Source organism: Arthrobacter sp. UYCu512, assembly GCF_040547075.1.
In the GTDB taxonomy this organism is placed as follows: Bacteria; Actinomycetota; Actinomycetes; order Actinomycetales; family Micrococcaceae; genus Arthrobacter.
The window spans coordinates 22,810-34,503 of record NZ_JBEPPA010000020.1; the positions used below are offsets into that span (position 1 = coordinate 22,810).

At 63.3% G+C, this 11,694-nt stretch carries 15 protein-coding genes; 5 read left to right on the plus strand and 10 right to left on the minus strand.

Annotated features, from left to right (window positions below):
* Positions 1 to 336: 336 nt before the first annotated feature.
* Positions 337 to 939: a recombinase family protein gene (locus ABIB49_RS17015; RefSeq protein ID WP_354157423.1), complete on the minus strand. Its 603-nt coding sequence runs from the start codon at positions 937 to 939 to the stop codon at positions 337 to 339.
* A 666-nt stretch (positions 940 to 1,605) separates the two neighbouring features.
* On the opposite strand from ABIB49_RS17015, the gene ABIB49_RS17020 reads away from it, so the two are divergent.
* A complete protein-coding gene (locus tag ABIB49_RS17020) occupies positions 1,606 to 2,853 on the plus strand; it encodes an IS256 family transposase (RefSeq protein ID WP_354157424.1) in 1,248 nt (415 codons plus the stop codon).
* Positions 2,854 to 2,928: 75 nt separating this feature from the next.
* Here ABIB49_RS17020 and ABIB49_RS17025 read toward each other — a convergent pair whose 3' ends face one another.
* The 3 genes from ABIB49_RS17025 to ABIB49_RS17035 all read right to left on the minus strand — a co-directional run bounded on the left by ABIB49_RS17025 (position 2,929) and on the right by ABIB49_RS17035 (position 4,581).
* Positions 2,929 to 3,600 (minus strand): class I SAM-dependent methyltransferase, encoded by a 672-nt coding sequence (locus tag ABIB49_RS17025; RefSeq protein WP_354157425.1) that lies wholly within the window; start codon positions 3,598 to 3,600, stop codon positions 2,929 to 2,931.
* 163 nt (positions 3,601 to 3,763) lie between these two features.
* Positions 3,764 to 4,333 carry a sulfocyanin-like copper-binding protein gene (locus ABIB49_RS17030; protein ID WP_354157426.1) on the minus strand — a complete coding sequence of 190 codons (570 nt, stop codon included), beginning with the start codon at positions 4,331 to 4,333 and terminating at the stop codon, positions 3,764 to 3,766.
* Positions 4,330 to 4,581 carry an SHOCT domain-containing protein gene (locus ABIB49_RS17035; protein WP_354157427.1) on the minus strand — a complete coding sequence of 84 codons (252 nt, stop codon included), beginning with the start codon at positions 4,579 to 4,581 and terminating at the stop codon, positions 4,330 to 4,332. Before ABIB49_RS17035 ends, ABIB49_RS17030 begins: the two co-directional genes overlap by 4 nt.
* 460 nt (positions 4,582 to 5,041) lie before the next feature.
* Here ABIB49_RS17035 and ABIB49_RS17040 point away from each other — a divergent pair, with 460 nt between their 5' ends.
* The gene (locus ABIB49_RS17040; RefSeq protein WP_354157428.1) at positions 5,042 to 5,221 is read left to right on the plus strand and encodes a hypothetical protein; all 180 of its coding nucleotides are present in this window, start codon (positions 5,042 to 5,044) and stop codon (positions 5,219 to 5,221) included.
* Between the two features lie 178 nt (positions 5,222 to 5,399).
* On the opposite strand, the gene ABIB49_RS17045 is transcribed toward ABIB49_RS17040, so the two are convergent.
* Complete coding sequence (locus ABIB49_RS17045; protein WP_354157429.1) at positions 5,400 to 5,894, minus strand: DUF4395 family protein; 495 nt, start codon at positions 5,892 to 5,894, stop codon at positions 5,400 to 5,402.
* On the opposite strand from ABIB49_RS17045, the gene ABIB49_RS17050 reads away from it, so the two are divergent.
* A complete protein-coding gene (locus tag ABIB49_RS17050) occupies positions 5,863 to 6,162 on the plus strand; it encodes a hypothetical protein (RefSeq protein ID WP_354157451.1) in 300 nt (99 codons plus the stop codon). The genes ABIB49_RS17045 and ABIB49_RS17050 overlap by 32 nt on opposite strands.
* A 107-nt stretch (positions 6,163 to 6,269) precedes the next feature.
* On the opposite strand, the gene ABIB49_RS17055 is transcribed toward ABIB49_RS17050, so the two are convergent.
* The 4 genes from ABIB49_RS17055 to ABIB49_RS17070 form a co-directional block, all read right to left on the minus strand.
* A complete protein-coding gene (locus ABIB49_RS17055; protein WP_354157430.1) occupies positions 6,270 to 6,680 on the minus strand; it encodes a DUF302 domain-containing protein in 411 nt (136 codons plus the stop codon).
* Positions 6,681 to 6,736: 56 nt separating this feature from the next.
* Entirely contained in the window at positions 6,737 to 8,239 is a 1,503-nt protein-coding gene (locus tag ABIB49_RS17060) for a multicopper oxidase family protein (RefSeq protein WP_354157431.1), read from the minus strand.
* Positions 8,239 to 8,520, minus strand: a complete 282-nt coding sequence (locus tag ABIB49_RS17065; RefSeq protein ID WP_354157432.1) for an SHOCT domain-containing protein — start codon at positions 8,518 to 8,520, stop codon at positions 8,239 to 8,241. The genes ABIB49_RS17060 and ABIB49_RS17065 overlap by 1 nt, the downstream gene beginning before the upstream one ends.
* Before the next feature lie 245 nt (positions 8,521 to 8,765).
* Positions 8,766 to 9,239: a rhodanese-like domain-containing protein gene (locus tag ABIB49_RS17070; RefSeq protein ID WP_354157433.1), complete on the minus strand. Its 474-nt coding sequence runs from the start codon at positions 9,237 to 9,239 to the stop codon at positions 8,766 to 8,768.
* Positions 9,240 to 9,879: 640 nt separating this feature from the next.
* On the opposite strand from ABIB49_RS17070, the gene ABIB49_RS17075 reads away from it, so the two are divergent.
* Positions 9,880 to 10,074, plus strand: coding sequence for a hypothetical protein (locus tag ABIB49_RS17075; RefSeq protein ID WP_354157434.1), 195 nt, complete (start codon positions 9,880 to 9,882; stop codon positions 10,072 to 10,074).
* A gap of 205 nt (positions 10,075 to 10,279) precedes the next feature.
* Positions 10,280 to 10,456: a CsbD family protein gene (locus ABIB49_RS17080; RefSeq protein WP_354157435.1), complete on the plus strand. Its 177-nt coding sequence runs from the start codon at positions 10,280 to 10,282 to the stop codon at positions 10,454 to 10,456.
* 224 nt (positions 10,457 to 10,680) lie between these two features.
* On the opposite strand, the gene ABIB49_RS17085 is transcribed toward ABIB49_RS17080, so the two are convergent.
* Complete coding sequence (locus ABIB49_RS17085; RefSeq protein ID WP_354157436.1) at positions 10,681 to 11,289, minus strand: recombinase family protein; 609 nt, start codon at positions 11,287 to 11,289, stop codon at positions 10,681 to 10,683.
* Positions 11,290 to 11,694 lie beyond the last annotated feature (405 nt).

The following is an 11,694-nucleotide window of genomic DNA, read 5'->3' on the forward strand; positions in this document are numbered from 1 at the left end:
CTACGGGGCGTTCCCGATTTTTGGAGGCCTCCTTCACGCAGGCGCCGGGGCAGGCCTTCCGTCCTCCGTGCACGCCCGGACGTATGTCGCCGGGAACCACGGCCAGGGAAAGCTGAGGCCGCCTTAGATACCGTTTGCGAATCAGCCCGTCGATCACCCTTCCGCCAATGGCGACAGTCGACTGCCCCGATCTCATAAACGATCGATTACTGAGACGGTCGGGCCGCGCTTGAGGTGGCGTTAGGAATGTCGCGGATCGGGGCTTGAGGACCAATGCTCGGGAAAGTCACGCTAAGCCGATGGGGCAGGTAGTAGAGGTTCTGGTCGGCACCGCTGTTACGCCGGGTCACGGCGCTGGGGTGGGGGGCGTCGTCCGATGCTTGTTTTGTTGAGGTGGCCGTAGATCGTGGAGCGCGGGACCTGAAGCAGATCGGCGATGCGCTGAACGGTGTGGTCCCCGGCGTCGTAGAGCTGTTGGGCGTGGTGGGCCTGGTCGGGGGTGAGTTTGGGGCGTCTTCCTCCGGTTCGTCCGCGGGCGCGGGCGGCCGCGAGGCCGTCGCGGGTGTTGGCGATGATGAGTTCTCGTTGGAGTTCGGCGAGGACGGAGAGCATCCCGAACATTGCCCGCCCTTCCGCGGTCGTGGTGTCGATGCCTTGCTCGAGGACACGCAATCCCACACCACGTTCCCGGAGATCTGCGCCGAGGGTGACGAGGTGGAGTACCGACCGGCCGAGTCTGTCGAGGCGGGTGATGACGAGCTGGTCACCGGCCCGGTTGGCCGAGGCGAGGGCCTTGTCGAGCTCGGGCCTGCTGGCTTTGGCGCCGCTGGCGTGGTCGAGGTAAATGTTGGCCGGGTCGACGCCGGCGCGGGCGAGGGCGTCCGTTTGGTGGTCGGGGTTTTGGTCGGCGGTGGAGACGCGCGCATATCCGATCAACATATGTCGATAATACCCGTACCACAGGGTTGCCGACGTTGATTTCCGGCGCGGGTTTTCGACATGGATTTCGCGGCGTGTCGCCGGCAGCGTCGGGGTGTCGGTAGATGATCCTTTCCCGACACCTGTCTAAGCGTGACTTTTCCGAGCGTTGGTCCTCAAGCCCCAGGCTACCGAAACCCAGACAACTACAAATCGCGTATCCTCTTGAGAAGTGCAGCCCGGATAGCCGCATGAGCAATCATCTCAGCAGACCATTCCCCGGGAACCTTAAAGAGCCAGATTGGTCCGTGGCGGAGACGTCCGGGCCACGGGACCGGGGTGGCCACGACCGGCACCTCTCTGCCTGGATTCGGTCCGACCCCGCCGAGCGCGCAGGGAACATCCGTTGTCCCCGTGGATGAGTGTGGGCAGTAACCATGACGCGCCCTGGCGGGGGTCCGTGTCCCTGAATGAGGTCCGGAACCGTGAGGTATCCGGAATGCTGGTCGCCGTCCTGGAACCGTGCTTTCCTTGATTCAAGGAAGGCCGTCGAGGCTCATATGAAGGTTACGTCCCGTGGAGTGGTGTAGATCTCCGTAGTTGCGCGTTGTTCCGGCGACGTAGTGAGCCATCGTGCGATGGTCAGTGAGTACCGATCAAAGAACTCACAAAGGACACAAACACACGATGGCTCTAGACCAGTCTGCCCTGCTTGACCTCCTTGGCCAACTGAAACTCACCGATGTCTCGGACCGGATCCGTGCCGCGACCGAAACCCTGTACCAGCAGCTCATCGAAGCGGAGGCGACCGCATTCATCGGCGCCGCCCCGTTTGAGCGCTCCGAGGCCCGGACCACCCAGCGCAACGGGTCCCGACCCAGGACGCTGACGACGACCGCCGGGGACCTGAACCTAAAGATCCCCAAGCTGCGGAACGGGTCGTTCTTCCCGGCCCTGCTCGAACGCCGCCGCCGCGTGGACCAGGCACTCTACGCGGTCGTGATGGAGGCCTACCTGCACGGGGTCTCCACCCGCAAGGTCGATGATCTGGTCAAGGCGCTCGGGGCCGAGACCGGGATCTCCAAGTCCGAGGTGTCCCGGATCTGCGAGGACCTGGACCACGAAGTCGGCGCGTTCCGGGACCGGGACCTCTCCGCCATGGATTACCCGTACGTGTTCCTCGACGCCACCTACTGCAAGGCCCGCGTCGGGCACCGCGTGGTATCCCAGGCGATCGTGGTCGCCTTCGGCGTCGCCGCGGACGGACGCCGGGAAGTCCTGGGCTTCGACGTCGGCGACAGCGAGAACGAGGGATTCTGGACCGCGTTCCTGCGGTCGTTGAAGGCCCGCGGCCTGGACGGGGTGAAGCTGGTGATCTCCGACGCGCACAGCGGCCTGAAGAAGGCCATCGGGACCGTGTTCCAGGGCGCGGCGTGGCAGCGTTGCCGCGTGCATTTCATGAGAAACGTACTCTCGACTGTGCCGAAGGGATCCCAGGATATGGTCGCCTCGATCATCCGCACCGCCTTCGTCCAGCCCGACGCCGGGCATGTGAACACCCAGTTCGACGAGGTCACCCGGATGCTCCTCAAATCCCACCCGAAGGTCGCCGCGATGCTCGGCGACGCCCGGGACGACGTCCTCGCGTTCACCGGGTTCCCGGCCAGACGCTGGCGCCAGATCTGGTCCACGAATCCCATGGAACGAGTCAACAAAGAGATCAAAAGACGGACCGACGTCGTCGGAGTCTTCCCCAACCCGGCAGCCCTTCTCCGGCTCGCCGGCGCGGTCCTCGTCGAGCAACATGACGAATGGGAAGCCGGGGACCGCCGCTACCTCTCCGAGGCCTCCATGACCGAACTCAAGGTCATGAACACGGCACCCGCCACGCCAATAGAGGACCCGATTTTGCTCCCTGAACTCACGGCAGCATAATCAGAGAACTGACCTGCACGGTGTCGAGAAAACTCCACCACTCAGCGGGACGTAACCCATATGAAACGTCAGCTCTTAGTTTTGGCTGGCTTTTCTCCCGGCGAGGAGATAAGTAAATCCGAAGTATTGCTTGGTCACTTCAACATTGGTCAATACTTCTTCTGCTGTTTTGCGGATCAGTTCCCAGGGGCGGCCCCTGGCCCATTCGTCAGTCACGGCATAGGGCTTCATGAGAGCAACTGCGGCCGACCCCAACAGGGAAGGCCATGACGCAGGGATCTGAAGTTCCAAGAGCACCAGACGTCCGCCGGGGGTCAATGAATTGACAATATTTCTTACGGCCTGTTCGGTGTCAGGGAAAATTGACAGTGCATAGCTGGAGAACCCTGCATTCACTTCCGTTGGACTTTGAAAAGTTGAGGCGTCATGTTGTAATAACGTGACGTTAGTCCATTTGTGATCGGCAACGCGTTTTTGAGCTTGTTGCAACATGGCATCCGTAATATCCACGCCTATGATCTGACCGCCGGAACCGATGTAACGTTGAAAGAGCGAAAAGTTCAATCCCGTGCCGCAACCCAACTCCAAAACCTTATCACCCGGCTGGAGGTCCAACGCTTCCACGGCCAGCCGCCTGTATTTCCACTCACGATAACCGAATAAATAATATAGGTTTGCTGTAAAATCGTATCTCGCAGCGCGCTTGCGATAAGTCTGGATAATGGACGTTCTCCGCGAGTTTTCCATTTTGCGCTCCTCTGATCAAGCCAGGATGCCGCTCCCTGAGACAAAGCCGGCCCAGGCCTTCCCGGATCTATCCTCGGCCGGATCCAGCATGCGGGAATGGTGGATGCCGTTCACAACGCAGGCCTCCGATGACGGTAATCATGCCGGATCGGGTCCGGCCGGTTCAGGTGACGGTGAGTCGGGTGTACATCCCGGCCCAGTAGTGGCCCGGCAGATTGCAGAACAGTTCATATTCTCCGGGTGCAAGATCCAGGGTGATCCATCCGGCCGCAGACGGGAGAATCCCTTCGCCTTCGCCTTCGGCGCAGGTGGCGGCGGCTTCAGCCAAACTGCCGCTCTCATCGATTTTGCCGTCCCGGCCAACCGGGCGGGTTCCTGCGATCTGGGTACCTGCCAGCGGGATGATCATCATTTCGTGAGGGATGTTACCGACGTTGGTGACGAGAAAGGACACCTTGCCGCCAGTCACGGTGGTCCTGTCTGCGGCCAGCAGCATGCTGCCGCGCATCATCGCGGAGCCGCCCATCATGGCACCTCCCATGTCGGAGGCCGTGACGTTGATGACCGTGCCGGGGAGGCCGGGCGCCGTGCATCGGGAGGCTCCGGGAAACGCGTAGCCTCCCGGGTCCGTCCCGCCGCTCATGAAGACCACAGCCAGCATGGACAGGGCAGTCAGGACAAGCGCTGCGGCGGCGCCGAACAAAAAATGCGTTTTGCGGCTCAGGGTCTTCATGGCTTGTTTCGAAGAACCGTGCGGCGTTCATTGAGCTCGTTCGCGTCGATCTCCCCGCGGGCGAAGCGTTCGTTGAGGATCCGCTCCGGGTCATCGTGCGGGGACCCGGAGTGGCCCCCCGCGCCGGCCCGTCCGCTGCGGATCAGAAGAATCACCACGGCCGCCACCCCTCCCCAGAACAGCAGCATCATCACTGCCATGACCACCCAGCCGAGAATGCCCCCATCGCCATACCATCCATACATCATGTGATCTCCTTCAAGTCGTCGGTGACTGTTGCCCCGCTTCCACTATTGTCTGTTCCGGATCGGGACAACAGGGTCCTTGGTCCATGAGACGGCTGCCCGCCCCGCGCCAGGTTCGCAGCCCTGGCCGAACGGTGGAGGCGATGCCTAACCATGCTGGGTCTGCCCGAGAGCATGGCCGCGCCCCTGCCTGACGCCTCTATCGACCGGGTCCATGACCTGCCAGCACTGATGCGCGGTTCCCTGACCTGGCACCAAGAGAGGGACCCACCACACCGCTCTGACCTGCATCGCCAGCACCCGGAGCATGCCCTCGTTCTGCTTCTTGAGTTGACAGGTGGATGCGTGCCGTCGCACGCCCTTCGTGTCCATCACCCATGGCGCTGACGCGCGGAAACGCGTTTTTCGGTGGGATGTTGGGGGTGTGCAGAACGTGAGGTCAGTGCGCCAACTAGCGTCGGAAATGAAAACTTTCCTCAGCCGATCCCTGGTGTGGGTGGCCAGCATCGCCGGTGCGGTGCAGGCCGGGTTTCGTTTCTACTGGGCCTTCGGTGGGCGATGGCTCCTGGCCACGGTCCGCCAATGGGCACTCCAGCTCTCAGCCGAATCCCCGACTGAGGCAGGGCGCGCAGGCGCGCGATGAGGCTTTGCAGGGCCCGTACGAGTCTTTGCTGGGACGCATCAGCCCGCCCCGGCCCCCGACACCGGCCAGGAACCTGCCGTCGGTGAACCAGATGATGGTCAGAATCCGGGCACGGCCGGGTGAGTGCGCGCTGATGAGGTAATGGTGAAGATACCGCGCCGCGTTGATGCTCCTGTAGTTACGACCTCGCCGCTGAATGCCGGAAAAGAAATCTGTAGATCCACGACCCGAGACACCAATGGGTGGTGGTGAGCATTAAGCCACCTAGAGCGACCGCTCCTCCTAGGATGAATCCCAACGTTGATAACCCGTAGTAGAAGGATAAGGCCGAGCCCGTCAGCAGCACGGTGGACAGCAGGTACGAAAACCGTCGAGGTGTCGGCGTGGGCGGGAGCGCTGGCCCATGAAATAGATGTCGGACGCCCAAATTGTAAACCAGATCAAGAATCATTCCGCGGGGGAATAGTACTCCGCTAAGTGGAACGATTGCCCCAAGTCCAAGAAAAGTGGGCGACTGCAAAGTCAATCCGACAACGATTAGGACGGTGCCCACTCCCGGCGTGAATCGCAGGGGCCACGCATAGCAAGCCTTGGCGTCCTCATCGAGACTTCCAAATCCTTGCTTATCTAGATTGTTCTTTGTGAAGTCACTGAGCATTCTTGGTTCCCTCATTGTGGGTGGAAAACTGGCTCTCAAATTTTTAGCGTGGTGTCCCAAACATGAGCAGGCCCGCAGCCCTGCAATTATGGGTGTTGTTCAAGACATTCATAACCGAGGACTACGAGCCGTTTTCAAGGATACCGGCGCTGTTGATGCTGCGTCGATTCCTTTCAATCTCGATGATTACAGGCTCTTGAACTTTGGCCCTGCTGAACACCGCACCTCGCCCAAAGTTCAAGAGCCGCCAACAAGGTCCCCGGCTGAGCCAGGCATAGCGTGAATAATCCAGCCGACACCGCACACTAGACGGCGGGTTCCGGCGCCACGCCGCGTTCAACCGTACTCGTTCTCTCCGCGCGCGGTCCGTCGCTGCACGTTCAACCGGTCTTAGGCGGTTTCGAGTTCCTTCAGGGCTGCGAGGAGCCGGTGATCGGCGTCCGAGGCGACTTCGGAGACGGCCGGGGCGTCGCTGAGCTGGACCATGGTCTGCGCGTCGATGGTCTGGATGACGGTGGTGGAGTTGTCAGGTCCGCGCCTGATCACGACGTTGCAGGGCAGCAGCAGCCCCATGTCCGGGTCCGCGGCGAGAGCTTTCTGCGCCAGGGCAGGATTACAGACACCCAGGATCAGGTAGTCACCCAGGCCCTGCCCGGCGTCGGACCCGAGCTTAGCCTCGAAGGTGGCGCGGACATCGATTTCGGAGAGCACGCCGAAGCCCTGCCCCGAGAGGGCTTCACGGGTCCGGGTTACTGCTTCCCCGTAGGGCAGGGAGACGGTGATGGTGTGTGCGTAGCTCATTGTTGTGCTCCTTCATCGGTTTTCTCATTCATGCAAAGGAATGTGGGGCCGCTGCGCTACCGGGCTTCGATCAGGCCCATCATGCCGCTGTCCTCATGGTCCAGGATGTGGCAGTGGTAGACGGTTTTGCCGGTGAAGTCATCGAAGGCGATCCGGACCCGGACACTGCTGCGGGCCGGAACGTTCACCACGTCCTGCCACACGGGGCTGTCCACTGGCCGGCCGGCCTGTTCGATGATCTGCATCGGCCACACGTGCAGGTGCACCGGGTGGTCCATCGGGCTGGTGTTCCTCAGGGTCCATTCCTCGACGGCGCCGGCGGGGACCGTGGTGTCGACCCGGGCCGGGTCAAACGGCCTGCCGTTGATGGTGAAACTCATCATCCCCGACCCCATCCCACCACCCATGCCGCTGCCTATAGCCGCGCCGCCGCTGTTCATACCCATGCCCATGGCGAAGACCAGTTCCCGGCGGGCGGTCACCGCGGCGGCCCTCAGGTCCCGCGGTGCCGGCTGCGCCGGGACCGGTGCCAGCGCAGCAGCCGGTTCGCCGGCAACGGCCAGGGTGGCCAGCACGGTCCCGTCCGGGCCGGGCGGGGATTGTCCGCCTTCGTTGTTGCCCATCATGGATCCCATGCCGCCCTTGTCCACGGGCAGGGTGCGTAGTACGGCGGTCCCGGCGGCGGTGGTCACGAGCAGGTCCGCCCGGTTGCCCGGGGCCAGCAGCACCTCCTCAACGTCCCTGGGACGTTGGAAGCGGCCGGTGTCCAGGCCCAGCAGCTGCAGGTCCTGGCCGTCCAGGCGGAGCTTCAGGTACCGGGAGGTGCAGGCATTGATGATCCTCCACCGTTCACGCTCGCCCGGCCGGGCGGCCAGGACCGGGTTCAGCTGCCCGTTGACCAGGACCAGGGCACCCTCCCGGCCCATCATTTTCTCCATCGAGGACACGGCGGCGATGGAACCGCCCCCAGTGAGGGAGATGTCGGAGATAACCAGGACCCGTTCCCGGGTCACCGGCACGGGCCGGGAGTCCTGGATGATGATCGCCCCGTACAGTCCGCCGAAGATCTGGTCGGCGACGCTTCCGTGGCGGTGGGGGTGGTACCAGTACACGCCCGGCGGATGGTCCGCCGGCAACCGGTACTCATAATCAAAGGACGTACCCGGTTCGACCGAAACCAGCACGTTGTCGCTGTTGCCCTGCGGGGAGACGTGCAGCCCGTGGACGTGCAGGTTCGTCGGATCCCCCAGCCGGTTCTCCAGCGTTACATTCACCCGGTCCCCGGGCCGCAGGAACAGGGTGGGCCCGGGCAGGGACCCGTTATAGGACAGCGCGTCGGCATCCCTGCCCGCGATCCCCACCTGGCCCAGGGCTGCTGAAAGCTTCACCTGAAGCCGGCCATCGGCACTGTGCAGGGCCTGCGGCTCACTCAAGTCCTCCCCGCCGGCGGCCTGGATTCCCATGTCCTGGTCTCTGAGCAATCCTGCCGCGCCCGTCGCTGCGGCCGCAGCGCCCGCACCTCCCAGGATCAAGGCACTGCGACGGCTGACAGGTTGCATCACGTATCGCCCCCGAGGACGTCGAGCCGCTCACGGTATTCTTCCGCGCTCAATTCCCCCCTGGCGTACCGTTCATCCAGAATCCGTCGGGCGGCAGTCGCGCCCATAGCACCGGGGCCGTCCGGGCCAGGGCCCTCCCCTGGACCTCGGCCGGTCCCGGCTCGGGTCATCCCGCCGACGAAGAACCGCACGGCAAGGATCGCCAGCAGGACAATACCGATCACCAGGAGCAGCCAGAACAGCCACGTGGAGCCCATCGTCGAACCGTATCCGTCCATCATTATTCTTCTCCGTTCCTATGACATGCACCCGGCCCGCCGCCCGCCTCGGGAGTCGTGGCAGTTCGTGGCGGGACCGGTGCAGAGATTGCCAACAATGACCCCGCCGTATTGGACTCTAAGCGGCTGGCCACAACCGGCACGGGCCACAACAACGCCCTCCGTGGGTTGGTTTTCGGTTGATTGCGGCTCGCCAGCGCCCGGTGCGCGGTCGTCATTGACCCCGGCGCCGTGACGGGCACCGGCTGTCAGGTGACCCGTTCCGTGGGCATGGCCAGAGCGACCCAGTCGTGCAGTCCACCCCGGTAATATGCCAGAGCGGAGGCCGGATACCCGGTTTCCACCAGCGCCCGGACGGCCGCCGGTGATTGCGGGCACTGCGGGCCGTTGCAGAAGAACACGCTCAGCCGGGAAGGGTCGAGTTGGTCCCTGGATTCCAGGATCCGGTCGTGGGGGATGTTGACTGCGCCCGGAATCGTGACCCCGGCCCTGGAACCAGGCACACGGCTGTCGATCAAGACCGCGCCGCCGCTGAGCGATTCCAGGAGTTCTAGCTCGCCGAGGGTTACCACCCCGGGCGCGCACTGCAGCGGCTGCAGCTCTCCCCATGTCGTGTCCACCACCACCAAATCCGCTTCCCCTTCCACCGCCCGGGGCACGCTGGCCGGATCCTGAGAACGGGTTCTGGACATTCGTTCTATCACGGCTGGTTCGACTCCCATGAGCCCAGCCTAACGCCGACCGCCCGGGCCAAGCCACCTCGGCCAAAGAGGCGGCGGACATAGGTCATCGTTCGTTCCAATCGTTGCTCGGCGATGCGGACCAGTGGGTTCGGGCTGCTCCGATCTGCCGGTAGAGGGGGGTCGAGGACCACTGCGCGGAAAAGTAGCGCTAAGCATCAAAATGACCAAATTGGAGCGGCTTTCCCCGACCGCGATGGGAAGTTCTCCTTGTTCAGCCTGAGCAGTCACCCAAACGTCCGTGGGTGTTGCGTTGGGCCCGGAGACGGCGTGCTTTACAGCCGTACGTCAACCGACAATGGCTTGGGCGTTTCTCTTCCACGAGTTGGTCCCCAAGCCCCATACCGCCCGTACGCCGCCTTTTCGGCAGCCGTTTAGTATTCACAAGCCATGCTCTCTCAACGATCGCCAGTAACAATCGTCGCGATCGGTTGATCCTTAGCGCTACTTTTCCGCGGGATGGTCCTCGACCCCCGTGTCCGGACGGGTCTGGTGCCCGGCAGTCAGAATCGGATGGTGCCGCCCGGTACCCCGCTGGCCGGGCCCGGGTGACGGGCGGCCCGGAAGTGGCTCTGACCCGGCACACCTAGTGCCCGGGCTTGCAGGGTGGGACGATGCTTGTATGAACGAGAACACACCTCCCGGTACGGAAGGGGCTTCTGCGGGCGGCGAGGAAGACCGTGGCCAGGGTTTGGATAAGGAGAACCCGAAGAGGCCGATCACGCAGCCGATGCGCACCGTGGGCCAGCGTCGCCGGGATTCCGAGAAGAAGCTCGAGGACCACCAGCGCGAATACCGGACAAAACCGCCGGACTGATGGGCGGTCCCGCGCTGACGCGAACGACGCCCGGCACGGGCAGTAAGCAGTGGCTGCATCTTCGAAAGGACACCGGCGGTTGGACCGCCGTTCGCGGACAGCAAACCGGTCGCCCGACCCGGCGGGGCGGTGTCCGGTGGTGGCTAGGATGGAAGGGTCAGCCGCCGGGGAGAGTCCGGCGGGAACGACCAGAAGGGTGATCCTCATGGGTTTGGACGACAAAATCGACAACACCGCCGAGAAGCTTGGCGGTAAGGGCAAGGAAGCTGCCGGGAACGCGACCGGAGATGACAACCTCAAAGCCGAAGGCAAGGTTGACCAGGGCAAAGCTGACCTGAAGCAGGCCGGCGAAAAAGTCAAGGACGCCTTCAAGAAAGACTAGGCGCCCCACACGAGAGTGCGGCAAAGGGCACGGCCCGACCACACCGGTCGGGCCGTGCCCTTCCCCTCCTCCGTCCATCGCGGCGGTCCGATGTTTTGTTGACACGATCAGTTATCGGCGTTCGGACCTATGTGACAACTGAACCGTCAGCAGTCGCCCCTCTTAAGGCGTCCCACAGCGACCGAACAGAACAAGAACGTTCCGCGCACGGCATGTTGTTGTGTTCAGGGAGTCTGGGCGGTGATCCATTGCCGGGCGTCGAGTTCGCCGATGCGCCGGTACAGCGTCGCCCGGGACATGCCCAGGTCAACGGCCACCTGGGTGGCGGGCTGCCCGGCGTCGATCAGGCGGCGGGCGTTCTCGATCTGGCTGTCGGTGAACCGTTCCCGGCGCCCGCCCAGGTCTCTGCCGGCGGCCCGGCGCTTGGACACTGAATCGGTGATCCTTTCCCGTTTGATCTCCAGTTCCATCTGCGCGAGGGCTGCCATGACGGTGAAGACCATGCCGCCCATCGGCGTGCCGGTGTCCACGTCGCCGCCGCCGAGGTTCAGCACGCGAAGACCGATCCCTCGCTTTCGCAGCACTGTGGCCAGCTCCAGCATGTTGGCGGTGGAGCGCCCCAACCGGTCCAGCGTGGTGATCACCAGGGTGTCGCCCTCATGCAGGGCATCAAGAGCCATACCGAATGCCGGCCTCAATGCCCTGGCTCCGCTGACCCCATGGTCGATGTAGAGGTCATCCCGTCGCACTCCGGCAGCCAGCAGGTCCGCGATCTGCCGGTCGGTGTCCTGTGCCCGGGTCGATACCCGGGCGTATCCGATCAGCTTGCCCATTTTCGGCTCCAAAGTGTCCCGCAACAGTGGTTGACCATCGCAATTTTGCTTCCTACTTGCAGGACATAGTAGCAAGACACTTCAGTCATTGAAGCGTCAAGGGCATTGACATGTCTCGACTCGTAGTCTTGCAACCCTAGGGTTATGAGAAATCGACGCAGCGTTCTCGACCTTGCGGGAAGCTGGTCAATCCTTCCTGAAAGCCAGCGGGCGTCCGATCCTCGGCACGACCAAGGTCTTTGGGAATGTGGCTCAGACGGTACTGGGGGAGCAGCCCACTCGGCCATCTTTGGTGACGAGACAGTAGGTGTAGCCCCAGCAGGCCGGTCGTCCGCGGACGGGTCAACGGCGCCGGCGACCGCCGAGCCCGCCCCACGACGATGTCGGCCTTTCGGGCGACGCTCG